We start from the raw sequence: 23,794 nt of genomic DNA on the forward strand, positions 1-23,794 counted from the left end.
GCTTTTTAATATAATGATAAAAGTGAATCTTCAACGTGTATAAATTGATTTCATTTACAATTATTTTTTGTTTGAAATTGAATTTTCACACACACTTGCTAAGATTCTCCCTCTAAAACTTTTAATTTAGTAATTTTTTTGATGCCCTATTCACCATTTAATATCTTAATTATCGATTCTTGTTCACTTAAATCTGTATTTAACTTTTCCCCTAAAAACACATTATTTTCTCATATTTACTAAAAATCGCCTTCTTTTAATGAAATTATATCATAACTTAAGTTTTAAATCATTTTTTTCCAGATAGAAAAATTAAGATAAAATTACTGAAATTATATGTAATATAATAGAAATGTAAACTGTTTTAAATTTGAATAATATTAAAAAGGCTGTATCATAGTAATTATAAGATACTATGATACAGCCCTATGTTAAATTTTTCTTATATTTTTAATGATTTCACGAATCTTTTTAGCATTTTTAGCAATATCTTCAACAGAACCTTTAGTTAATAAACCACCAAATCCACATACATCAACTCCATTTTCTAACCATATATGTAGGTTTTCAATATTAATCCCTCCACTTGCTAAAACTGGCATATCAGGTATTGGTGTCTTAAATACCTTTACTAGTTTAGGTCCATAGAAATCTGATATTGGGAAAGCTTTTATAAAAGTTGCTCCTAAACTTAGTGCGTCTACTGCCTCAGTCAATGATGTACATCCTGGAGCATAAGGAATCTGATATCTATTGCAAATCTTCGCTACACCTTCATTATAATTTGGTGCAATAATAAATTGAGCTCCATGTAATATAGCATGACGAGCTGTTTCACTATCCAAAACTGTTCCTGCTCCCACACAAAGTGTTTCACCATACTTTTTATTAAGCCCTTGAATTATTTCTCCAGCATTATTTAGGGTATAACTCATTTCTATAACTGTTATACCACCTTTTATACATCCTTCAGCAATTTCACATGCACGGTTAAGATTTTCTTCTCTTACAATTGCAAGAGCCCCACATTCTGACATTCTTTTGGTTATATTCATCTTTTTCATATTATCACCTCTATACTCATCAAACCACTTTACTTATTCATTAATTTTAGTCATGTTTTATAATATATATATTAATTATATACCAGTGTAATTTCCCTATTTATATTATCTATTCTCACTACTTTTATTAAGTATTGTCCTATAATTTTCAACTACTCGTTTAATTTCTTCAAGTACTTCCCCAGTTGGTTCAGTTACAGGAAGTCGTGCAGTTCCAACATTAATTCCATTCAAGACAATAGTTTTCTTCATAACAGATGGAATTGTTCCAAGTTTCAGTATACGTCGAAGTTCTTCTATACTACTTTGAGCTTTTTGAGCTTCTTCCAAATCCCCTTTCATAAAGTTTTCATAGATAGAGATACCAATCTCTGTGAGGAAGTTTGTTGTTGCTGCAACAGCTCCTTGACTACCAGCTTTTAGACTATCCAGAATAAGTGAATCTGAGCCTGAAAACACACTAAAATTCTCATTCTTCGTTGCTTCAATATAAGCTTTCATGTTGTCAAGTTTACCACTACTATCCTTAATTCCAACAATATTCTTTATCTTTGATAATTCACGTACTGACTCTGGTTCAATATTAATTCCAGTCTTACCTGGCATATTATACATTATAATAGGTAAATTAACTGAATTAGCAATAGTTTTGTAATGTAAGATTAATTCCTGTTGTGTTGGTGTAACAAAGTATGGTGTAATAATAGATAATGCACTTGCTCCAATCGCTTCCATTCTCTTAGATAAATCTACAACTTCACGAGTTGAATTACCCCCTGTTCCAACAAAAACAGGTACACGATTATTTGTATGATTAATAACAATCTTTGCAAATTCAACTTTTTCATCATCTGTTAATACATGACATTCACCATTAGTGCCCAAAATAAATAATCCATAAATTCCCTTTTCAATCAAATAATCAATTAATTGACATGTTGCTTGTGAATTAATATTTTGATTTTCATCAAATGGTGTTATCATTGCACATATAATCCCTTTATATTTCATAAAATTATATCCCCTCTCTAATAGACTTTCCAAGACTTCCTGCTGGATGCCACTTCAAATACTGCTGTGTATTAAGACCTTTAGCATATTGTAATACAACACTTAATGATTGTAATATTATTGTTTCAGCTAAAATTGAAGCACGAGGAGCTTTATTGAGACAATCTCCTTCCTGCTTAACACCTGCAAACAGGAATATATCAGAAATATTTTTTAAAAATGAACTCTCATTACCACTTACACCAATTATCTTTGCTCCATTTACTTTTAGAGTCTTAAGAGTTGCTTTTAACTCTTGAGTTTCACCACTATTTGATATTGCAATAACAACATCTCCTTCAACTACTTGACCACTTGACCCATGTACTGCTTCTGTACCATGCAATATATATGCTGACGTTCCAGTAGATGAAAGCAATGATGAAATATATCCCGATACATGTCCTGGTTTGCCAATACCAGTCACATGTACACGTCCGTGATTTTTTTCAGCTTCAAGAATTAATTCGCATGCTTTATTTATAGATGTCTCATCTATTGAGGCAATAAATTCTGACAATTCATTAGATATATTATCTAAAAATTCAGATAATGTATTTTCCATAAGATGTATCCTCCTTGAAATCATAGTAACTATGACTATACTTTTATATAATTTAGTTTAAATAGGTTTTATAAATTGTAAAATATTATGTAATATCGAACCAACTACGTTGTAATCAATATTAGGGAAAGTTGCTCCTTCTATACCAAGAGTCCCATAAACTGGATATAGTATAACTGGCAAAAATGCAAGTAATAACCCCACAACAAATGACCCAGCAATAGCCCCTCTCCATCCTCCTGAAGTATTGCCAAATATTGCAGCTGTACCTCCTGAGAAGAAACATATGTGAGCAGCTGGAATAATTACTACAGGAAATATACTAGGAAATGATGCCATAATAGCAATTGCTAATAGACCAGCAGCATATGCTGATATAAACCCAATAATAACTGCATTTGGTGCATATGGAAATACGGTTGGAACATCTAGCGCAGGACGTGAACCTGGAATATACTTTTCTGAAATGATTACAAATGCTGCAGTTATTTCAGCTAAGAACATACGAACACCTGACATCAATATTGACATACCTGCCACAAATGTAAATGCCTCTATAAGCGGAAAAACCAACCAATGTGTTGAACCAGCAATTTCTTGAGTAAATGCTTGACCAGCTTTTAATGTTGCAATATAAAATAAGATTAACATAACTATGGATAGACCCATTAAGAAGTCTCTGAATATTGATAACCACTTAGGAAATTCTATAGTCTCTGTTGTATCATCTTTATGTTTTGAAAATAAACGCCCAATATAACCTGATAAACCATAACCAATCATGTTAAAGTGACCAATAGCTTGTTCGTCGCCACCTGTTAATTCACGCATAAATGGTTGACAGAATTGAGGTAGTGCAGCAGACATAAACCCTAAGATAGTTCCACCTATTAAAATAGTGATTGTATTATCAAATCCATGTGCTTTCATAATTAAAACTAATACACAAGAAAAGAACAAACTATGACCTGTTGTAAAGAAAATATTCTTAAACTTTGTAATACGTGCAAATACTAAATTTAATATGAATCCAAGAATTAATGTACATGAAACTGCAAAACCATATGTACCTTGTGCAAGTGCTGTAGCTGCTTCTGGTGAAGCTATAACACCAGTAATTCCAAAGCCATGTTGGAACAGTTTATTGAAATTTTGAAGTGCTCCTGTCATAGCAGAGGCACCAATACCAAATATCAAAAAACCGATAAGTGTTTTTGAAGAGCCTGTAAATACTTCAACAGCTGATTTCTTTTGAAGAATCAATCCTATACATGCAACTACGCCAAGCAAAACAGCAGGTGTACTCAGCAAACTAATAATAAACTCCATAAATATTCCTCCTTATCATCTTAAATTTATCCCTCTTTTGAAGCAAGGAATTTTTCTAGTGCTGTCTTTATTTCATTACGGTCAACAATATTGTGAATCCCAATTATATCAAACTTCAAATTTTTATTTTTTAATTCTTCAGCAACATCAATTAATGTTTCTACAGCATCTCCATTGAATCCATTTAGTGAATCCAATGAACCATGCTCTACTTCAATTGGAAAGTTATTTTCCTTAATAATTTGTTGAGTCTTTATTTTTAACATTAAACTTGAGCCAACTCCTGCTCTACATGCGATTAAAATTTTATACATAATTAAATCCTCCTTTATAATTCGTGTGTTTTTATAAAATCAATAATTTCTTTAGCTTCTTTAGCACTATCTAAAACCTTAAAAAACTCATCTTCTTCCAATAGTTCAACTAGCTCAGACATAGCACGTAAATGGCTATTATTGTCTATTGCACTTAGACAAAATACATATTTTACAGGGTCGTTTTCGTTATTCCCAAACTCAATAGGACTATCTAAAGTAGCAATGCCTATTGCAATCTCTTTTGACCCAGCTTCTGGTCTAGCATGTGGAAGTGCAACATGTTTTGTAATTACTATGTATGGTCCAGATGCTTTTGCTGAGTTAATCATAGCATCTACATACCCTTCAGTTACTTTGTTATTTTCAACTAATACAGAAGCTGACTGTCTAATAGCTTCCTCCCAATTCTTAGCTTTTACCTTTATTTTTACTAGTGTTTCATTAGTAATCTCACTTAGCATAGGCCCCTCTCCTTCCTTAGATGTAAAATTCTCTATCTGTGTAAAATAAGCTAATAGCTCACTTGAAAGAATACTTTCAGAGGTTACATTTGCATATTTTTTTATTATATCCATAACCTCATCTATTTTAGGTTGTCTTAAAAAAATATCACCTAATTGAATATACACTTCACGTGTAATCTTATATTTTTCTTTTGTGGTCATAACAGGGCTTACTTTAATTACTGGTACATCTGTTTTTAAACCCTCTGCGTTATAATTAGTAGTAAATACAATATCTACAGGTTCACTTATATTTTCTAATCCAACTGATTCCGACATTGGTATAAAGTGTAAGTCAGGAAATAAGTTTGTAAGTTCTGCATGTAAAATAGCTGAACTACCAACGCCATTTGAACAAACTATTAATGCTATTCTTTTTCTAAAACCATCAAATTCTTTTTTATTTGAAAAAAGTGTTGCAAAGTGCATTGTAAGATATGCTAACTCTTCTTCCTGAATTTCTTCTCCAAATAATCCGCAAAACTCTTTCATTGCATTACTTACAATTCTATAAACTAATTTATATTCTTCTTTTACTTTTTCACAAATCGGATTATAGATAGGTAATTTAAATAAAAGTCTATAGTAGGCAGGTCTAAAATGAGAATATAATTGTTTAAATATTTTTTCTTGGCTTATATAGTAAACTCCACTTAAATATCCAAACTTTGTCATCATTTTATTTACAATTTTTGAAATTACATCCTTATCTTCTGTATCTTCTTCATAATTTCCTACTGATATACCTAAAATCCAAGCACTAATATACATTATATTGTGAGGCTTTATTTTATCTTCACTCCCATATACTTCTAATAATTCCTTAGCAAATTTATACTCCTTCATTGAACTCATAACTGAAATATTAGGAATATCTACATTTTCCTGAGTAACTATTCTAGTTGAATACATCCTTGCCTTTAGAAAGATAAATATATATATAAATTCTATTAATCTATCTTCAACAAAAGTAATTTCATATTTTTTTATTAGCTTTAATATAATTTTTTTAGCCTCTTCAAAACTATCTAAATTATATTCTTTAATAAAAATATCAAATACCCTTGAACTTTTCTCATTAGACAAAGTTTCTATAATATTTTTAATAAGCACTCTCCTAATTTCCATCTCATTGCCAACTATGTAATATCCATTTATACGATTGTTCTTAACTTTAATGTTCTTCTTTTCAAGCTTTGGTATCAAATCCTTGAAATCAAGATTTACAGTAGACCTACTTACTTTTATAGAATTTATAAAATGATTAATTGAAATATCCTCCATGTTAATAAAAAGCATTAAATACATATATAAAAGTCTTTCTGTCTTACTAAAATAATAAGTATTCTTAGAATAGTTTTTTTCTAAAATTTCTTTAATTGCTTTTTTTGTTTCTTTTCTAACGATAATATCTTTATCAGCTCTTAAACATATAAGTGGTACATTTTTTACTTTAAGCATGTCATTGATTTTATTTATTCTATAAGTAATTTGTCTCTTTGATGAATTAGACTCCTCTTGTAATCCATTAGTTGTAATCAATGTGCTATTTAATAAAATCTGGAGAATTGATACAATTTCTTTGTCCACTACCATTAACCCCTACTTTCTTATTAAGATTAGTCTTCATATTATCATTGGATTCTTTCATCACCTCCACAATACTTATTTTATTTGAGAATTTTATCGTTTTCAATTTCATTTAAGTATAACTTTTGTTTTAGATTGATACAAAAATTAAACTTCTCTAAAATAGATACTATAATATAACTGTAGATTTTATAAATTAAAAAAAGTTCCTTATGTGAAGAAACCAAGAAAAATTTATTTAAAGAATCAAAACGATACTAATTATGCATAAATTACCATAAATAAAAGGCACATTAATTTAAAATAAAATTAATGTGCCTTATTTATAATTCTAATATATTAAATTTATTTTTTAACTTGTAGTTTAATATCCTTTTTCTTCAATTAATTCATATAAATAAAGTATTTAATAATAAATGTTCCTTATAATTTTAATATTTTAAACCAAGAAAGTTAAAGTTTCTCTCATATAATAAGTTGATACTTATCTATTTCATTCTTTTAAGTGTTTCATCTAATGAAATACACTCTGCATACCTTCCATTCCAGATAAATCTATTGTAATATTTATTAATTAAAATTAATTAATAAGGAGAATTATTTCTCTCATTTGTGATATGATTCTCACTTATATTATTAAAGTATTTGTGTTGTGTTTTTAGAAAATCTTTTATATAAGGCATTTCCTGGATTTATAGCTACCAATACAATTGCAACTATTAAATATAACATTGCATAGTAATTTATAAGCTCTATTAAATCTCCATTAATTATCCCTATTAAAAAATTAAATAGTTGATGTATTACAATAGGTATTATCAAAGTTTTATTTAGATTATAAAAAGTTGTCATTATAATACTGATTGATATAATTGCAATCATAAAAAATATAATATATTTTATTAAATCAAGTCCTTTGAATCCTGTTGTAAACCATATTGGTAAATGCCACATCCCCCACCAAAAACCTACTATTATGGATGCTTTTAAAGGAGAATGTCTTTTCTGAAGATGATTTTGAACAAATCCTCTCCAACCTAATTCCTCACCTAATGATCCTGCAAATAAATTTTTTAAAAATAAATATATAAATGCTCCCCATGATGAAACTGTAAAGTTAGGCATTATTCCATGATTTTTAGATGCTAATATAAATATAACTACTACAGCTATTAGGACTTGTATACTAATTATTATAGATACTGTTGAAAATTTAAGTTTATTTCTAAATCTATCTTTTACGTGTACTAAAAATTTCTTATCTGGATAAATTTTTTTAAATAATATCATAAATGCAAAAGTGGATGACCACGCTGATATACACAACGCAATGTCAGATATCACTGTTGGAAGTTTTAACATTATAGTCACTACTACCAATAAAAAAAGTGGTAAAAAAATTATATTTGTTAGAATAATAAAACTGGCTATAGGCCTTTTTAATGATTTCTCTGTTCTCATAAGTAATCCTCATTTCAAATTAATATTTAATTGCTATATAAGTTATAACTGCTTATATCATGAGTTTAAACCTATGAGTAAGTCCCAGGTCAATGCTTTTATATTATTTTATAGGTGCATAAATCTCTAAAAATATACGCTCAATCCCTTCTTCATAAGTAGTAAGCAATATATTAACATAGACTATTCCAAGTAATTCACATTCATTTTCTATTGCTATTTCTCTTAATCTGTCTTCCACTTTATTATCAATATTTTCTCCTCCAGTTGACCATCTGCCATCTTCAATAATAGTATAAATACAATTGGGATGAGATAGAACTTCACCTTCTATGATTTTGTTGTAGTCATCTACTTCCCTTACAATTATAAATTTTTCTTCTATTATACCTTCTTCATTAAAATTTATTACTCTTCTTAAATCAGTTAATGTAACTGCTTTTTTTAAGTTGTTTGTATTCTCTTTTAGGGCTTCATATTCCTCATAGTTAGTAACATGTTTTATTTTACCTTTTACTTCCAAAGGCTTCATTTCTTTTATTGTGTATTTTCCAAAATATGTTTTTATTTTGTCACAATCTTCTTTGACTAACTGAACCTTTTTTAAGAGAAGCTTTTTATATTCTATCTCTTTTAGTATGATTTGTTCCTTCTCTTCTAGTAAGAGTTCTAAATTGTTTATACTCTTACTTTTTCTTATTTCTTGAATCTTTTTAATTTCTATATCAATTTCTCTATAAAAGTTTATTGTTGCAATATCATAGATATCAACCTGATTATATATTCTATATCCATTTTCATCATTTTTCTTAGGATTTACTAATCCTTTGTCCTCATAAAATTTTAGTGTATCTCTAGATATTCCTAAAAATTTAGATACTTGTCCAATTGTATACATTATATTCTCCTATTATTAGATAAATTCTTTATGCTCATTAAACGTATTTCTATTAACAATTACAAAATCACCTAAACTTTGAAGTATCAAAGTCAGCATAGTATTTACAACCTTTGGAATTACTCTTTTTATTTCATAATCCAAGTGTAAACTTGTTAATATGATACGTTATAAAGACTATATTGTCTACATATTTCTAACAATGATTCTTTCACTTTAAGATGTTCTTAAACATATTTAACTTTTATTTTTAAAAATTTCCTATACATAAAAATATTCCTTTCATGATAACAGTTTTATTATTTCAACTATCTGCTACCATAAAAGGAATATCTTAATCTTTAAACACATTCTAAATGCTCTTTTAACAAATATTATCAAATTATTCTAATTCTATTGTTTCATATTTATTAGTCTTAGTTTTATATAAATTTAAATATAAAACTATATATTCACCTACTTTTAAGGATACAATAAGTCTTCTTCTACCAGTAAGAGTAAATGCCTCCTCTACTTATCACAAACTATAATTTTTATCTCATTGGTATATATCCACGATACTGTGAGTATGCATCCATAGTTGCTATATCACCTAAGAATACTGATGCGATATTGAATTGTGGTTTTAAATATGGGAACTCCTCTTCTTGTGCCCATTCTGGTTTTTTAATAAACGACTTTGTCTCTTCAACCACAGCTTTATACCATTCTTCTTCCCCTTCAAACCATAGTTCTGATACACGGTCAAAAGCAGTTGCTCCATAATTAATCATTATTTTACTACTGACAAAACGATTAACATAGCAACAGTTTGTAAAGTATGGCACTACCTCATCATAGAACCATTTTTCTCCTTCTTCTTTAGAGATACCATCTGGATACTTAATCATAAATTGCCAACGATAGTTTGGTCCATCTTGTACAGTACGTCCTTTTCCTCTAAAGTCTTCTTCCCAGTTTATTGGAACAAAGGCAAATATAAATGGTGGACATCCATTATCTCCACCTACTGCACGTCCTGCATCTCCACTTTCTACATTTTCATGAACCCTTTTATTTTCTACATCTGGTATACACCCTTGCCAACGTAGAACATCCATAGGCATATATTCTGTCATAATTCTATTTGCCATCTCAGGCATATGTTCATCTACAAGCCAATAATGTTCTGTTAGTTGCATCTTACGTGCACCAAAACGCTCACCTTCATTTGGTGTAGGATATGCTTGATAAAAGGCATATTTAGTACAATATGGTCCAAAAGTGCTAATACTATCTGGAATATGGTGACGATATAACCAGTCCATTAGCTTAGGTCTATATTCTTCCTTGGCAAGTCCTACATATATTAAACTTCTCATTATTTTAAATTCAAAACCCATAGCCATTCTCCTATAATCAAAGTATATTCACATGCTTTCAATTTCCCTTTTTCCTATCTTTACTCAAAATATATATTGTAAACAAATCTACACCTGCACCCACGTACCATACTCCTACTGCCATAGCTACAGCAATTTGAATACAAATATCTTGTAAATTAATAATATTTTCACCTGTCATAACAGTTAGACCTATAGCCCAACCACAAAGCCATGATGGTAGGAAAATTATTTTTTCAAATAAGGATGCAATTACAACTGCAAAAAAACCTAATATGCTAAGTGTTAAAAATAATTCTAGGTTTTGATTGAAATTCATATATCCCATAATTAAAATGGCTAACACTGCCCATAAATCTCCACACCAAAAACCAAACATTATTTTTAATCCATCTTTTTGTTTATTACCATTAGTTACATATAATCCTGCACAGATTAGTGCTACAGCTCCAGTTTTTATTCCTATATAAGGTGCTAATACTGCCCATAAAGGAGGTAGTAAAGCAATCCCCATAGACAGTGTTAATATTTCTTTTTTCTTTCTATCCATTTCCTATATTGTAATTAGTAGCTTCCCTAGCTTGCCTTATCTCCAATAGCTTAATTGCTATTTGATTTACAATCATAGATACTGCAAAATAACTTAAATATAGTGGTATAAATATAACAATAAATGCTGGAGTTAATCTAACCTTGTAATATGTAAGTACCAAAAAAATAACTGCTAAAATAACTTCAATTTGTTTAAAACTTGGCTTTTCATTCATACAATAAGCCTCCTATAACATCTAACATCCCTTAAAAAAGAGTCTTAGTATTTTAATTATTATCCTAATGAAACTCCAGCTTGCTTTTCTTTAGTTAATGGCTCTATAAAATTATAAGATGTTTTTCTTTCTTTAAATTCTTGTGTTTTACGAACTTCTGCATAATGACCTTCCATTTTCTTAATATCATCACCATGTATAAACTTACCTGGTAAAGTATCATGAGCATGACCTAATTGCTCTTCTGGAAAACTAAATATAGTTTTTCCACTTATAGTATCTAACTCTCCAACTATACCACATAGAGCACAAATTGCCTTTTTAGTACCTGGCTCAAGGTAGAATAATCTATTGTGGCAATGTGGACATACACCTTCTTCTCCTTGATATGAAGCTTTTTCAAAATCTTTTGCTGCTTCAACTATATTTAAACCAATTTGATGAACTTGAACAAGCCTTGTATCATCCATTACTAATTCCTTTGCCCATGGGAACCAAGCATTATCTATAACTTTCCACATTGGTATGAGAGCTAGCATAGCATGTTCACATTGAACTCTTGTACCCCAGTCAGAACCTCCTATTCCCATAAATGATATTACTTTATCATTAAGCATTCTTGAATCTGGAATTTTTCCTCCTATAACTTCTGCAACTTTTGTTCCTATAATGTTATTTCCTCTATCTGCTCTGGGTCCAAAACGGTCCATTATAGTATGGAATAATCCTGATGCCCCTTCTTCAAAAATAGGGTCTGAAACTACTATACCATCTGCATCTTTCATTTTGTCAAGCAACCATTCAAAATCATCTTTTAATACACACATACTACCTTTCCCAGATAATAAAGTTTTAACACACGCACAACATCCAGTACAATGTTTAATGTTAATAGATGACATTTGAATAAATTCTACTTCAGCCCCTGCTTCTTTGGCACCTTTAAGTGCAACTTTACACATTGTGTCATTATTTCCATTTTTTGTTCCAAAAGAAATACCTAGTATTTTCATTTTCAACTCTCCCTCTTTAGTATTTATTTAATCTTCTTTCATTTTTAATATATAGAATCCATCATCTAAAGCATCTATGATGATGTAGCCTCTATCATCAACGATAAGATCTTCTGTTACTGCCAAGCGTGGTCCTGGGAATCCTGGGAAATAAGATTCTTCTGGTGTTTTATTTGGATTTGGTGGTATAAAATATGCTAGCTCTTTGATATAATATGGGTCTGATACATCATAAACCCTTAGCCCTGCATGGAAATAACAGCAATATACTCTATCTCCTCTTTGCTCTAACCATGGCTTATTATCCATTGGTTCATGAAGATTATGTGGACCAAATGGCCCTGGTTTTCCTAATCCTGCAACATTAAAGTTAGGATAAGGGAAATCTTTTGGAACTTCAGGATATGGAAATTGAGCAATTAATGTTGGTTTTGTTGGGTCACTAACATCAACCATATGTATATTATTCATAGCTTGAACATCTGTAATGTTATCTGGTTTAAAGAACTGGAATCTTTCTCCCTCATTTTGAACAACGACTAAATCTCTTCCTGGCAATGGTAATGCTGTATGAGTTCTTGCACCTGCAAGTCTACTAGAAAATGCAGGCGTAAATGGCAATTCACCTAAGCATCTTGGTCTTGTTAAATCTTCAACATCTAATACAACTAAACCAGCTCCTCCATAACCACAATATGCTTTTCCGTCTCTTACAAATGGAGGTCCATGAAGCCATCCTTTATCCATAAATTCTGGGCAATGAGGTGCTCCTGCATCAAAAGTTCTATTTGGATATCCATCTGCATATTGGTCTGGTCTCCACCATTTACCTATTTCCACTGGATTAGTAGGATTTATTATATCTATGACCCTATAAATCAGACCTTCAAAGCCAACACAATCACTTGATAAATGTACATATCTTCCACCATTGTACATGAATCTATGAACACCCATTACATGCTTTAAGCCACAATCCCAATATCCTAAAAACTTAGGATTTAAAGGGTCTTCTTTTAAACTGTATATTCTAATTCCTGCTTCACACTTAATATTTGCTAATTTAGCTTGGTCAACAAGTGCTCCTGGTCCACTTCCACAACTCATTGCTACTATCATTAAATCATCTGCTATTTGAATTTTGGGAGTTGTTGTTGTAGGATACTCTTTAGGGTCTAACATTTGAAAATGTTTTATAAATTGTGGATTATAAGGGTCTGTAATATCGCTAATCATTACTCCATTTTTTTTATTTCCTCCAAAACAGCATCCATATAAATAGTATTTTTCATCTCTTTTGTACAGAGCCATTTGAAACATTCCACAAGTTCCATCTAAGTTATTAAAGGAACAAACTTCAAGATTTTTAATATATCCGTTATTTCCGTTGCCTTTTGCATAAAATTTATCTTCCATTTTTTCTCCCTTCTTATTTTAAAGTATTATCAATTGATATACTTTCATTTTATGAGACAAACTTACTTAAATCCAATATCGTTTTCATTGGAATATATAAGTTATTCTTATTAATAAATTTATAAAATCTAATGTAAAGATATACTTAAAACATATATTTTTATACAAATATTTTCTAATATTCTTTAAAAGTAAATTTTCTTATACTATAATAAGCTTTAATTATAGATAAATAAGGTTTACAAACAATCAAGTTTAAATAGGGGTGATTATTTGAATACTAAACAATTAGAATATTTTATATCTGTAGCAGAAAATCTAAGTTTTACCAAAACAGCAGAAAAATTTTATATTTCTCAAACTGCTGTTACACAGCAAATAAAAGCTTTAGAAGAACAAATAAATGTAACTCTATTTACAAGAAGTAAACGTCATGTTGAACTAACACCAGCTGGAAAAGTTTTTTTATCTGAGGCACGTACTATAATAAAAAATATCAATGATGCTATTGCAAAAACACAACAATTTGCACATGGTTTTTTTGGAACTTTGAGCATTGGAACCTTAATAGGATATGAAAAAAACAAACTTCAACAATATTTAAAAGAATTTTCTAATACATACCCTAATATATCTATGGATATTTGTACTAATGAAATAACCGAACTTTTAAACTTAGTAAAAAATAATTCTATGGACCTCGCTTTTGTTATTAATCCAGAAAATCAACCATTAAAAGATTTTGAATATAAAACTGTAGAAAGATATTCTTTGGTAGCTCTTTTACCTCCTGGTCATCCACTTTACAATGAGGATTCTATCGATTTAATTGAATTACAACATGATAAATTTATTTTTGTAAAGGAAACAGGGGATGAGTATGGACAAAAATCTATGATACAGAATAGATATCGTGAAGCAGGGTTTGTACCTAATGTGGTACAACGTTCAAATAATCTTAATACTATTGAATCATTGGTATCTTCTAACATGGGAATATCCATTTTACCTTCATTTTGTGTTACAGATACAATGATAGAACGTGATATTGCAATAGTACCTATAAAAGAAGTAGAAAATAGAATTGAAGTTGTAGTTGTATGGAATAAAAAAAATACAAATCCAGCATTAGAAAAGTTCATTTCTATAATATAAAATTAATCAATATTAACGATAAAAATAGCATTAACCATTTTTTCTATAGTTAATGCTATTTTCTACTATTTTATTATTTAACTTCTAATTTAATATTTATAATCGTTAAAAATAACTCTGTTTAACAAATATAAGCAAGTCAAAAATGTGTCTAAAAAAGATAAAAATTTTATTATATACAAATGTATTATCTCAATATATCTATTTTTTCATTGTTCATCAGTCTAAGTACATGACCTGTGCTTACTAAAGAATTATCCCCATAAGTTGTATGAGCTAACACCGAACTAGCAACCCCAAACTCAACTATATCTTCACTCTTCATATTTTCCAAATATGAATATATAATTCCTGCCACATATCCATCCCCAGCACCAACTCTGTCATATATTTCTAACTTATACTCCCTACTTTCAAAATAACCATCATCATTTGATATATATCCCTTTATAAATCTATTATTCATATCATCAAATCTTCTCATAGTTCCAGCTACAATATCTATATCATACTCTTTTTTAATCAATTCTGAACTAGATTTTATATTTAGACTATCTATATTAAGTATCTTATTTATATCTCTATAACTAGCAAATAGCCCATGACAATATGGTAGTATTTTCTTATAATCATTTACTAAATCATCATAAGTCCTTTCTGGATTTAATGATTGTCTAAAATTAAAATCAAAGAATACTTTTATCCCCTTTTCATAAGATTTTCTAGCTAGTTCTAAAGCAATCTCTTTAACTGAATCTGTAAGTTGCATAGCAATACCACAAATATGGACTATATCCATTTCTTCTAAACATTTATCAATATCATAATCTTGTAATTTACTCTCACAAAATGAACTATTTAACCTATTCAAATAAGTCACTTCAGAAGGTCTTTCTCCATACCCATTTTCAAGAAAATACACTCCTATATGATTCCCTCCATACGTGATAAAGTCATCTTTTACTCCAAGCTTTCTTATATTTGCACTTGATGCTTTACCTACATTATTATTAGGCAACTTTGTCAACATATAGGTATTGTATCCAAAGTTTTTAAGTCCAGATAATATATTTAATCCCGTGCCTGTAATTATATAATTTAGTTCATTGGTTTGTGTTAAGAACTTGTAGTCAGGTACTGAAAGTCTCATCATTATTTCACCAAAAGCTAATATATTCATAAATCTATCCCAATAATTCTTTCATTATTTTATAAAGTACTCCTATATCTTCCACTTTCGTTTCACCTGTTTCTTTATCAATTATTGATGTATAAACATGAGGTATAACTTTTTCTACACCAGCATCAAGTGCAATTTGAACTATCTCTTTGAAGTTATCTAAGTCTATACCTCCTGTTGGTTCTAAATAAAAATTATGCTTTGCACAAGCTTTTGCAACTTCTATATATTCATCCTTTGTTTTAAGCCCTCCCATTGGAAAAAACTTAATTGAGCTTCCTCCCATATCTTTCATCATAGCTATTGCTGTTTCTATAGGAACTATACCATCTTTTTCTTTTGAACTTAATGGACCTGTGGATATTTTTACAAATCCTGGTTTACCAGTTGGAGAAACTAATCCATTTATTATACTATCATTTTGACCAAGCAATGCTCTAGACGTAGCCACACCTGTAAACACTTGATTTATATGTTGTGGCTGAAGTTCTTTAGAAATCTGAGATACCATATTTGACTGATTTGGGTCTCCAGCTCCAAGCCCCACAGATATTGCATTATCTATTTCCTTTGAGTATTTTTTCATATCTTCAATAGCTACTTCTACAGTGCTGTAATTCTTTGATAGTACTCCTATCAATACATGCCCGTCACAAGCATCATATACTTCTTTAGCATTTTTTATGCTTCCTGCAAGAACATTTAAACAAACTCTATTTTTATAATATTGTGGTATACAATTCATATTTATCCTCTCCATTGGTAAAATTTAATTTATTAAATCATTATAATGTCACTTACTCTACACTCTAACTTTCTACTATATTTTTTATCCTATTATAAATAGTATCTAAATCACTTCCAGTTACACTTCTTATATCAATCTCAATCTTGCCTTCATTAGCCTTATAGTCTCTAGTGTATATAGCTATCTCTCCACTTCTAAGTTCATTTATAATTTGTTGTGTTGACTTATTTATTATATCTTCATTAAAGTCAATTTCTCCACGAAGTATTTCTCTACCTGCTGAATCCCTAGTTATACTAGCACTCACTCCCTTTATAGTATTTATCTTGTCTATAAATGGATTTAGCTTGTCCTCCATTTCTTTTAAAGTTACTTTATCATTACTTATATATCTCTCAATTGCACATGTTAGACCTACAATATTTTCTTTTCCTATTTTCATAGCTCTTCCTATACCCTTTGATTGAAGCTTTACATTATCTATGTATTTTTTCTTACCTATTACTAACCCTGAGCTAGGACCCTCTATAGCCTTAGCACCACTGTATATCACTAGGTCTGCTCCCAATTCATAATATACATTTAAATCTTCTTCTGCTGCTGCATCTACTATCAAAGGTAAATTATATTCTTTAGCAACTTGTACTGCATCTAATACACTTAGCATACTCTTTTGAACACAATGATGAGATTTAATATACATAATTGCTGCTGTATTTTCATTTATCTCTCTTATTATATGTTCCTTGTTACACATATTAGCATAACCGGCCTCAACAACTTCTCCTCCTCCAAGTCTTATCATTACTTCTACTGGAACTCCATAATCAACATTATGTCCCTTTGGAATTATTATTTCCCTTTTAACTTGTTTCTTAGGATTATTTACATTGTAAACTAGACTCATATCATCTTTTGCTATCATTGCTCCCACACTCTGTGCAATCCCAGCAGATGCACTAGAAACTATTAGTGCACTTTCACACCCTAATAAATTTGCTATATATTCACCTGTTTTATTTATAAGTTCTTCTATTATAAAGAAATTTTTACACCCTTCACCTATTGCTTCAATAACTTCCTTATCTACTGTTGATACTCCTAGTATAGTCATTTTGCCTGAAGCATTTATAACACGTCTTACAGAGTATTTTTCAAATATACTACTCATACAATAGTTTCTCCCTTCTACTCATTCTCTCCTATAGACTTACCTATATTTAAATATTCTCCATTGACTACTACTGCTCTTGGCTTTATAGACGTACTTGTGATTACTGACTTATTCAAAGAATCTTGAAGTTCTTTTTCTTCATTAACCACATCAAATATAGTTAAATCAGCATCATATCCTTCTTTTATTAAACCTTTATTTTTTAAACTTATTGCATCTGCTGCATTTTTAGTAACTTTATCTATTATATCTTCAAGTGAATAGCCCATATATATAAACTTTTCCATTGTTGTAGATAGATTATACACTGGACCATTTATTCTATTTTTAATATATATATCTGTACTTATAGTGTCTGGAAAAATTCCTGCATCCTTAGATTTCATTGCAATATCCATACTAAAACTTTCGGTTCCATGACCTACATCAAGGATTATACCTCTTTCTCTAGCTTCTATGATTTCTTTTTTAACCTCATTGCCTCTAAGTATTCCATTTGGCTTTCCATTATATATATGGGTTAATATATCTCCTTTTTCCATATAGTCAAATATATCCTCTATCGTTGGAGGAGAACTCCCAAAGTGAACCATCATAGGTAGATTAAGTTCATTTTTTATTCTTTTAGCTACTTTTAAAGGTTCAACATCATTTGAAATTACAACACTTTTACTCATTCTAGCTTTGATTCCAACAACAAAATCTTTGTATTTTTTAACTGCTCTTTTAAGTTCATATTCATCAATATTCATCATACTTGAAAGTTCATCTTGAGATGTTATTCCCTGCTTAGCAATATTTATTAAAGCATATACATTTGTTTTATATTTTTTAGTATCTTCATAAAATTTACCTATATCTAAAGCTCCTGTTGTTCCTGCATCTACTACAGTAGTAACACCGCTTTTTATTCCAACCTCATCTGGATAATCCTTATAAAGGTCTAGTCTTTCGTAGCAGTGCGTATGTATATCTATCCAACCAGCACTAATAAATTTTTCTCCATCTAGGTTTATAATTTGATTTGCCTGATACTTAGAATCATCTATCTGATTTTTTACTTCTATTATTTTATCGTCTAATATAGCTATATCAATTATACTTTTATCTACTGTTTTTCCACCTTTTATTAATATGTCTATCTTCACTTTACTCTCCCTCTAAAATAAGTTTAAATTTACTCCAAGGTTCAATAAAGTCTAAAAGCATTATTTCGTCTTCCTTTATTCTACCTACCTTATTTTTTCTTTCATCTGCACAATCTTGAAGTATCAACTGTAATTCCCCTTTATACTTTCCAAAGTCATCATTACCAATCACTACATCTCCTCTTTTAAAGATGGTCGTATTATCATGCTTAAGGAAATTTTCTTTAGCATATTTTTTTCTTACTTCTGTAGACCTTGCTACTTGGTTGGTTATATCCCCTCTTCTAAAGTGTTGCTCATTTGCCATTATTGTCTTTTCTACTTCAGAAGTTTTTTCCTCAGTTACTACATTAAATACAACTTGATATTTATTTACTTCAGACATTCTTTTTAATTCATCTTCACTTGCATATGCATTCCCTACAATTACATCATCAATCAATCCTGTTGCGAATAAGTGCTTAGTTGCTGTAGCAATATCTAAGTTTCTATGCATTTCAAGCGTACACAATCCATCATTTATATTCCAAGGTCCGATTGTTGCATATTTTGAATTAACAAAAGCAGCAGTTCTTATTCCATACTTTTTAAATCTATTTGAACATCTTACAAAAAAATCATATGGCAAGCCTGTACCCCTTTGAGGATAAAAATTGTGACAACCATATATATTATTTACATTTGGCTTGTAAGTAATTATATTATCCAAGTATGCTACATCATTACTCATATTTAGTTCCACTTTTAAATCATATGGATTGAAAGAAATCATAGCTTCTTTACTTCCATCATATCCATAGTCAAGCCTTATTCCACTAGCATTTAACTCACTAAAGAATGTTAAATCATCATAAGATATTTGTAATATATCAAATATGTTTGGAGCTATATCAAGGATTACTTCAAATCCTAATTCTCTTGCATAGGTTATAATTTCTTTAAAATGTTTTTTAACTTCTTCCTTAGGTCTTGTAATTGAAAGCATGCACATAAATATTCTTTTAAATCCGTATTTTGAAGCCATTTTTATATATGCCTTATCATCTTCCATGTTACTATGCTCTGGATATACTGATATTCCTAATCTTCTTTCCATCTTTCTCCTCCTCAAATTACATTATTTAAAATATATAAAATTAAAGGCAAAGGTCATTCCTCCTACCTTTACCCTTAATAACTTATAAGTTTTTTCTATATTTTATATAGTACAAAACCTCTATATCTATGTATTTTTATAAATTTTCACTCATTTCTTCTTGTTCTCTTTGTAATTGTTGTTTTTCAAAAACTTTGAAGAATGGATAATAAACAGCAAATGATATCACAAAGTTGATTAATACTAAGATACCTGCTAGTATACTCCAGTTAGTACTCATTACTGCTGCTATTGGTGCTGGCATTGCAAATGGTAATCTTGCTACCATCATAGGTATAACCCCTGTAATAGTAAGAACATATGATAGAATTGTCATTATTATAGGTCCAATTATAAATGGTATCCCTAGTATTGGATTCATAACTATTGGTGCTCCAAATATTATAGGTTCATTTATGTTGAATAACCCTGGTAAAAATCCTAATCTACCTAAACTTTTTAGATATTGTGACTTAGAAAACATAAACATTACAACTAATGCAAGAGTAGCCCCTGCTCCCCCTATCCATACATACCACTGTAAAAATTGTTCTGTAAATATGTTTGGCATTGCATGAGCTGATACTCCTTCTGTGAATGCAGTTATATTTTCTGCTATAGACATGTCCCATATAGGTCTTATTACTGGCCCCATTATAGCTGGACCATGTATTCCAAGTACCCAGAATAAAGTTATTAGGAATACTGTCAGTAACCCACCACCTAAACTATTTCCTGATAAGAATCCTTTTAAAGGTGATAACATAGCGCTTAGTGCAACACTTATATCAAATCCTAAAATATGTCTTATTACCCAGAATAACATTAAAATTACTGCTGTCGGTAATAATGCAGTAAATGAATTTGAAACCTCTACTGGAACTCCTGCTGGCATCTTAATTGTAATATTCTTTTCCTTCATAAAACGATATATTTCAACTGTAATTAATGATGTTACGATAGCTCCAAATAATGATGGCGAATTAAGTTTTGCCATATCCATCCATCTACCAGCTTCTATAACTCCACCTACTGGTTCAACTACTTGAGTTGGAACTATTGTAGAAACTAAAAATGCCATAACTGCAAGCATACCAACACCTGTTGTATCTAAATCGTAGCTTTTAGCAAGTGATGATGCTATCCCAAAAGTAGCATATAGAGATAAAAATCCTACAGTATATCTAAATGGTATATCTAATATTGCTTTAAATGGAGCTATAAAATCCATATAAGCATCAATAGGTATGTTTAATAATATTGTGAAAAATGACCCCACTATTGTTAGTGGTAATGTTGCTATTATACCTGCTCTTACAGCTCTCATATGTCTCTGATTACTTATCTTCGCTGCTACAGGCATAATCTTGCGCTCTAAAAAACTTGCGAATTTTTCCATAGTTATCCCCCTGTATTATTGATATTATCCTTTATTTATAATGCAATAACGATTTCATAACATAAACTAATTTTTATGTAATTGATAATATCACTTGTTTATTAAAAATATTATAACATTATAATGTTTGGTTGTAAACATTATAATGTTATAATATTTTTTATTTTTACAACTAAACAAAAATCCTGAGCATATTATCATTTCAATAAACTCAGGATTCTTATTATATTTCGTATTTAATTACATAGTTTTGTACTTCTGTATTATATCTTGCAAATGATAGCTCAACTATATTATCATTCTCATCATAGGTCTTTCTTTTTCTTCCTAATAATATGTCTTTAGCTAGATTTAAAGCCTTTGATACCTCTAGTTCTGATTCTTCTATAAAAAATTCATCTTCAAATCTAGTTATATTTATATTTCTCCTATATAAGTACATATATAAAGAATTTTCATTATTAAAACTTTCAACAGTTAGATTTTCATCAAAAGGAATATAATGAGTAAAAAATATATATGGCTTACTATCTAAATAATACATTCTAGTAATCTTGCTACATTTTTCTCCAAATATACTAAATACTTGTGAATTTGTATCATTTATTATTTTTTCAATTGAAATAGTCTCCTTAAATAACTTATGACCTTTAGATAAAAGTATACTTGAAAAAGACTCTGCTTTTGATAGCTTATTAAAAAGGCTATTACTTATTACTTTTGTCCCTTTTCCACTTTTTTTCTCTACATATCCTTCTGATTCTAATATCTCAATAGCTTTTCTAATAGTAATTTTACTGACTCCAAACTCTTGCTCTAACTCCCTTTCTGTTGGAATATTTTCATCAATTTTATATTCGTTATTTAATATTTTTTGCTTTAATATATCTACAACTTGTATATATAATGGTTGATTTCTTAACATGATTCACCTCTTAAATTATATGTTATAATATTATAACATATAATCTTATATTATTAATAATAAATATTTATTAACTTTAAACTAAATATAAAAAGAGTCCTCAAAATAATCCTAATGTATTACTCACTAAATATTGAATCAATAATCTAACAATTAGTGTGCTACACATAATGTATCTTTTAAGAACTCTCTTAATTTATTCTCTTTAATTTTTATTTATCTTGTAATTTCAAATGTAAATCAACGATTTCCTCAGCTAACTGTTAAAAATTCATGCCATTCATTAGGTGGTCCTGTGCATGTATAAGTATGACACTTATTTCAGTCCTGTTTCCACTAGCTTCGTTTTGTATTAATTCTGTTTGATATCTATGTGCTTTATTTATAACTTCCCTAGACTCTTTTAATAATTCTTTTGCTTTTTCTATATTTCCATTCTTAGCCTCTTTTATTGCTTCAAAAGCTAATCCTTTACCTTCACCTGCATAACCTATTATATTAAAAGATATTTCTATAATCTTTTCATCCATCCTTTGATTCTCCCAATTTATATATTAAAAATACATTATAATTTATATTACTTAGTGTTGTTAAGTTCTATCGCTCTATTTAAAACAGCTTCTCCATTAACTGTTCCATAGTGCATCATATTTATAACTTCTACTGGTATATTATATGGCTTAGCAATTTCTTGAGCCTTAGGTAATACATATCTAACTTGTGGTCCTAGTAATAATACATCACATTTTTCTATTTCATTTTGTATAGTTGATTCTGGTATTGCCCAAATTTGCGACTCTATACCATTTTCTTTAGCTGCACTTTCCATTTTAGTAACTAATAAACTTGTAGACATTCCTGCTGAACAGGCCAACATTATTTTTATCATATATTTTCCTCCAAATTTTTATTAACAACCATATAAACATTATAATGTTATAATATTTTATTTAATTCTACCTTAAATGCAATATACTTTCAATACTTTTTTGTTATTTTAATATTATTAAGTTGCAAACTAACAAAAACCGTATCATTTATTTATGATACGGTTCTCCATTATTTATCCTATAAGCCCTATAAATCTGTTCTAACAATATCAATCTCATCATCTGATGAGGAAAAGTCATCCTAGAAAAAGATAACCTATAATCAGCCCTTCCTAAAACCTCATCAGAAAGCCCTAGAGAACCTCCTATTATAAAACAGAGACTACTATTACCTCTAACTGCTAAATCACTCATAGTCTTAGCAAGTTCTTCAGAGGATAAACCCTTCCCATCAATAGCCAAGGCTATAACATAACTATTATGCTTTATCTTCCCTAAAATTTTCTTTCCTTCTTTGTCTTTTATAATTTCCATTTCCTTAACACTCAAATTCTCTGGAGCTTTTTCATCATCCAACTCTATAATTTCTAACTTACAATACTTAGAAAGCCTTTTCTTGAACTCATCAATACCTAATTTTAAATATTTTTCTTTAATTTTACCTACTACTACTATACTTATATTCATATATTTCTCCTAAACTTAATTTTATTACAAATCTATGCATTACTAGAATTTACAAGCT

At 29.4% G+C, this 23,794-nt stretch carries 24 protein-coding genes; 1 reads left to right on the plus strand and 23 read right to left on the minus strand.

The genetic code is table 11. The features are described from left to right. Positions 1 to 431: 431 nt before the first annotated feature. From CDIF1296T_RS18820 to CDIF1296T_RS18885, 13 genes are all read right to left on the minus strand, one after another. A complete protein-coding gene (locus CDIF1296T_RS18820; RefSeq protein ID WP_009898812.1) occupies positions 432 to 1,064 on the minus strand; it encodes a beta/alpha barrel domain-containing protein in 633 nt (210 codons plus the stop codon). A 105-nt stretch (positions 1,065 to 1,169) separates the two neighbouring features. Then, complete coding sequence (gene dapA, locus CDIF1296T_RS18825) at positions 1,170 to 2,075, minus strand: 4-hydroxy-tetrahydrodipicolinate synthase (protein WP_003435760.1); 906 nt, start codon at positions 2,073 to 2,075, stop codon at positions 1,170 to 1,172. A gap of 4 nt (positions 2,076 to 2,079) precedes the next feature. After that, positions 2,080 to 2,679 carry an SIS domain-containing protein gene (locus CDIF1296T_RS18830; protein WP_003429210.1) on the minus strand — a complete coding sequence of 200 codons (600 nt, stop codon included), beginning with the start codon at positions 2,677 to 2,679 and terminating at the stop codon, positions 2,080 to 2,082. 57 nt (positions 2,680 to 2,736) lie between these two features. After that, positions 2,737 to 4,008, minus strand: a complete 1,272-nt coding sequence (locus CDIF1296T_RS18835; RefSeq protein ID WP_003435758.1) for a PTS ascorbate transporter subunit IIC — start codon at positions 4,006 to 4,008, stop codon at positions 2,737 to 2,739. A 26-nt stretch (positions 4,009 to 4,034) separates the two neighbouring features. Next, the gene (locus CDIF1296T_RS18840) at positions 4,035 to 4,322 is read right to left on the minus strand and encodes a PTS sugar transporter subunit IIB (protein ID WP_003435756.1); all 288 of its coding nucleotides are present in this window, start codon (positions 4,320 to 4,322) and stop codon (positions 4,035 to 4,037) included. Positions 4,323 to 4,336: 14 nt separating this feature from the next. Beyond that, positions 4,337 to 6,424, minus strand: a complete 2,088-nt coding sequence (locus CDIF1296T_RS18845; RefSeq protein WP_021372834.1) for a BglG family transcription antiterminator — start codon at positions 6,422 to 6,424, stop codon at positions 4,337 to 4,339. 630 nt (positions 6,425 to 7,054) lie between these two features. Beyond that, a complete protein-coding gene (locus CDIF1296T_RS18855; RefSeq protein ID WP_003435750.1) occupies positions 7,055 to 7,879 on the minus strand; it encodes a CPBP family intramembrane glutamic endopeptidase in 825 nt (274 codons plus the stop codon). Positions 7,880 to 7,982: 103 nt separating this feature from the next. Then, a complete protein-coding gene (locus CDIF1296T_RS18860; protein ID WP_003435749.1) occupies positions 7,983 to 8,777 on the minus strand; it encodes a MerR family transcriptional regulator in 795 nt (264 codons plus the stop codon). Positions 8,778 to 9,310: 533 nt separating this feature from the next. Beyond that, entirely contained in the window at positions 9,311 to 10,165 is an 855-nt protein-coding gene (locus tag CDIF1296T_RS18865) for a hypothetical protein (protein WP_003435744.1), read from the minus strand. Positions 10,166 to 10,196: 31 nt separating this feature from the next. Next, entirely contained in the window at positions 10,197 to 10,709 is a 513-nt protein-coding gene (locus CDIF1296T_RS18870; protein WP_003435742.1) for a DUF1097 domain-containing protein, read from the minus strand. Further along, complete coding sequence (locus CDIF1296T_RS18875; RefSeq protein ID WP_003435740.1) at positions 10,702 to 10,926, minus strand: hypothetical protein; 225 nt, start codon at positions 10,924 to 10,926, stop codon at positions 10,702 to 10,704. Before CDIF1296T_RS18875 ends, CDIF1296T_RS18870 begins: the two co-directional genes overlap by 8 nt. A gap of 59 nt (positions 10,927 to 10,985) precedes the next feature. Continuing rightward, positions 10,986 to 11,939, minus strand: coding sequence for a flavodoxin family protein (locus CDIF1296T_RS18880; protein ID WP_003435738.1), 954 nt, complete (start codon positions 11,937 to 11,939; stop codon positions 10,986 to 10,988). Between the two features lie 27 nt (positions 11,940 to 11,966). After that, positions 11,967 to 13,355, minus strand: coding sequence for an LVIVD repeat-containing protein (locus tag CDIF1296T_RS18885; protein ID WP_003435735.1), 1,389 nt, complete (start codon positions 13,353 to 13,355; stop codon positions 11,967 to 11,969). 273 nt (positions 13,356 to 13,628) lie between these two features. On the opposite strand from CDIF1296T_RS18885, the gene CDIF1296T_RS18890 reads away from it, so the two are divergent. After that, positions 13,629 to 14,510 carry a LysR family transcriptional regulator gene (locus CDIF1296T_RS18890; RefSeq protein ID WP_009892281.1) on the plus strand — a complete coding sequence of 294 codons (882 nt, stop codon included), beginning with the start codon at positions 13,629 to 13,631 and terminating at the stop codon, positions 14,508 to 14,510. 187 nt (positions 14,511 to 14,697) lie between these two features. Here the strand turns inward: CDIF1296T_RS18890 and CDIF1296T_RS18895 are convergent, their stop codons facing one another. From CDIF1296T_RS18895 to rlmH, 10 genes are all read right to left on the minus strand, one after another. After that, positions 14,698 to 15,690, minus strand: coding sequence for a sugar kinase (locus CDIF1296T_RS18895; RefSeq protein WP_009898823.1), 993 nt, complete (start codon positions 15,688 to 15,690; stop codon positions 14,698 to 14,700). 4 nt (positions 15,691 to 15,694) lie between these two features. Next, positions 15,695 to 16,435 (minus strand): 2-dehydro-3-deoxy-phosphogluconate aldolase, encoded by a 741-nt coding sequence (gene dagF / locus CDIF1296T_RS18900; RefSeq protein WP_009898825.1) that lies wholly within the window; start codon positions 16,433 to 16,435, stop codon positions 15,695 to 15,697. Positions 16,436 to 16,499: 64 nt separating this feature from the next. Beyond that, complete coding sequence (locus CDIF1296T_RS18905) at positions 16,500 to 17,609, minus strand: DgaE family pyridoxal phosphate-dependent ammonia lyase (protein WP_009898827.1); 1,110 nt, start codon at positions 17,607 to 17,609, stop codon at positions 16,500 to 16,502. A 17-nt stretch (positions 17,610 to 17,626) separates the two neighbouring features. Continuing rightward, positions 17,627 to 18,760, minus strand: coding sequence for an amidohydrolase/deacetylase family metallohydrolase (locus CDIF1296T_RS18910; protein WP_009898829.1), 1,134 nt, complete (start codon positions 18,758 to 18,760; stop codon positions 17,627 to 17,629). A 1-nt stretch (position 18,761) separates the two neighbouring features. Next, entirely contained in the window at positions 18,762 to 19,856 is a 1,095-nt protein-coding gene (locus CDIF1296T_RS18915; protein WP_009898831.1) for a DUF871 domain-containing protein, read from the minus strand. A 136-nt stretch (positions 19,857 to 19,992) separates the two neighbouring features. After that, the gene (locus CDIF1296T_RS18920) at positions 19,993 to 21,294 is read right to left on the minus strand and encodes a PTS sugar transporter subunit IIC (protein ID WP_003435718.1); all 1,302 of its coding nucleotides are present in this window, start codon (positions 21,292 to 21,294) and stop codon (positions 19,993 to 19,995) included. Between the two features lie 223 nt (positions 21,295 to 21,517). Continuing rightward, positions 21,518 to 22,219, minus strand: a complete 702-nt coding sequence (locus CDIF1296T_RS19955) for a GntR family transcriptional regulator (RefSeq protein ID WP_009898833.1) — start codon at positions 22,217 to 22,219, stop codon at positions 21,518 to 21,520. A 263-nt stretch (positions 22,220 to 22,482) separates the two neighbouring features. Beyond that, positions 22,483 to 22,749, minus strand: coding sequence for a PTS sugar transporter subunit IIA (locus CDIF1296T_RS18930; RefSeq protein WP_009898836.1), 267 nt, complete (start codon positions 22,747 to 22,749; stop codon positions 22,483 to 22,485). 47 nt (positions 22,750 to 22,796) lie between these two features. After that, positions 22,797 to 23,108, minus strand: a complete 312-nt coding sequence (locus tag CDIF1296T_RS18935) for a PTS sugar transporter subunit IIB (RefSeq protein WP_003429250.1) — start codon at positions 23,106 to 23,108, stop codon at positions 22,797 to 22,799. A 148-nt stretch (positions 23,109 to 23,256) separates the two neighbouring features. Beyond that, on the minus strand, positions 23,257 to 23,736 hold the full coding sequence (gene rlmH, locus CDIF1296T_RS18940; protein WP_003435703.1) for a 23S rRNA (pseudouridine(1915)-N(3))-methyltransferase RlmH: 480 nt from the start codon (positions 23,734 to 23,736) through the stop codon (positions 23,257 to 23,259). Positions 23,737 to 23,794: the final 58 nt, after the last annotated feature.

It is taken from the genome of Clostridioides difficile ATCC 9689 = DSM 1296 (assembly GCF_001077535.1).
GTDB classification, from domain to species: Bacteria; Bacillota; Clostridia; order Peptostreptococcales; family Peptostreptococcaceae; genus Clostridioides; species Clostridioides difficile.

Coding starts and splice junctions, on each gene's coding strand:
- CDIF1296T_RS18820 (WP_009898812.1), bottom strand. CDS start 1,064: ATGAAAAAGATGAATATAACCAAAAGAATGTCAGAATGTGGGGCTCTT.
- dapA (WP_003435760.1), bottom strand. CDS start 2,075: ATGAAATATAAAGGGATTATATGTGCAATGATAACACCATTTGATGAA.
- CDIF1296T_RS18830 (WP_003429210.1), bottom strand. CDS start 2,679: ATGGAAAATACATTATCTGAATTTTTAGATAATATATCTAATGAATTG.
- CDIF1296T_RS18835 (WP_003435758.1), bottom strand. CDS start 4,008: ATGGAGTTTATTATTAGTTTGCTGAGTACACCTGCTGTTTTGCTTGGC.
- CDIF1296T_RS18840 (WP_003435756.1), bottom strand. CDS start 4,322: ATGTATAAAATTTTAATCGCATGTAGAGCAGGAGTTGGCTCAAGTTTA.
- CDIF1296T_RS18845 (WP_021372834.1), bottom strand. CDS start 6,424: ATGGTAGTGGACAAAGAAATTGTATCAATTCTCCAGATTTTATTAAAT.
- CDIF1296T_RS18855 (WP_003435750.1), bottom strand. CDS start 7,879: ATGAGAACAGAGAAATCATTAAAAAGGCCTATAGCCAGTTTTATTATT.
- CDIF1296T_RS18860 (WP_003435749.1), bottom strand. CDS start 8,777: ATGTATACAATTGGACAAGTATCTAAATTTTTAGGAATATCTAGAGAT.
- CDIF1296T_RS18865 (WP_003435744.1), bottom strand. CDS start 10,165: ATGGCTATGGGTTTTGAATTTAAAATAATGAGAAGTTTAATATATGTA.
- CDIF1296T_RS18870 (WP_003435742.1), bottom strand. CDS start 10,709: ATGGATAGAAAGAAAAAAGAAATATTAACACTGTCTATGGGGATTGCT.
- CDIF1296T_RS18875 (WP_003435740.1), bottom strand. CDS start 10,926: ATGAATGAAAAGCCAAGTTTTAAACAAATTGAAGTTATTTTAGCAGTT.
- CDIF1296T_RS18880 (WP_003435738.1), bottom strand. CDS start 11,939: ATGAAAATACTAGGTATTTCTTTTGGAACAAAAAATGGAAATAATGAC.
- CDIF1296T_RS18885 (WP_003435735.1), bottom strand. CDS start 13,355: ATGGAAGATAAATTTTATGCAAAAGGCAACGGAAATAACGGATATATT.
- CDIF1296T_RS18895 (WP_009898823.1), bottom strand. CDS start 15,690: ATGAATATATTAGCTTTTGGTGAAATAATGATGAGACTTTCAGTACCT.
- dagF (WP_009898825.1), bottom strand. CDS start 16,435: ATGAATTGTATACCACAATATTATAAAAATAGAGTTTGTTTAAATGTT.
- CDIF1296T_RS18905 (WP_009898827.1), bottom strand. CDS start 17,609: ATGAGTAGTATATTTGAAAAATACTCTGTAAGACGTGTTATAAATGCT.
- CDIF1296T_RS18915 (WP_009898831.1), bottom strand. CDS start 19,856: ATGGAAAGAAGATTAGGAATATCAGTATATCCAGAGCATAGTAACATG.
- CDIF1296T_RS18920 (WP_003435718.1), bottom strand. CDS start 21,294: ATGGAAAAATTCGCAAGTTTTTTAGAGCGCAAGATTATGCCTGTAGCA.
- CDIF1296T_RS19955 (WP_009898833.1), bottom strand. CDS start 22,219: ATGTTAAGAAATCAACCATTATATATACAAGTTGTAGATATATTAAAG.
- CDIF1296T_RS18930 (WP_009898836.1), bottom strand. CDS start 22,749: ATGGATGAAAAGATTATAGAAATATCTTTTAATATAATAGGTTATGCA.
- CDIF1296T_RS18935 (WP_003429250.1), bottom strand. CDS start 23,108: ATGATAAAAATAATGTTGGCCTGTTCAGCAGGAATGTCTACAAGTTTA.
- rlmH (WP_003435703.1), bottom strand. CDS start 23,736: ATGAATATAAGTATAGTAGTAGTAGGTAAAATTAAAGAAAAATATTTA.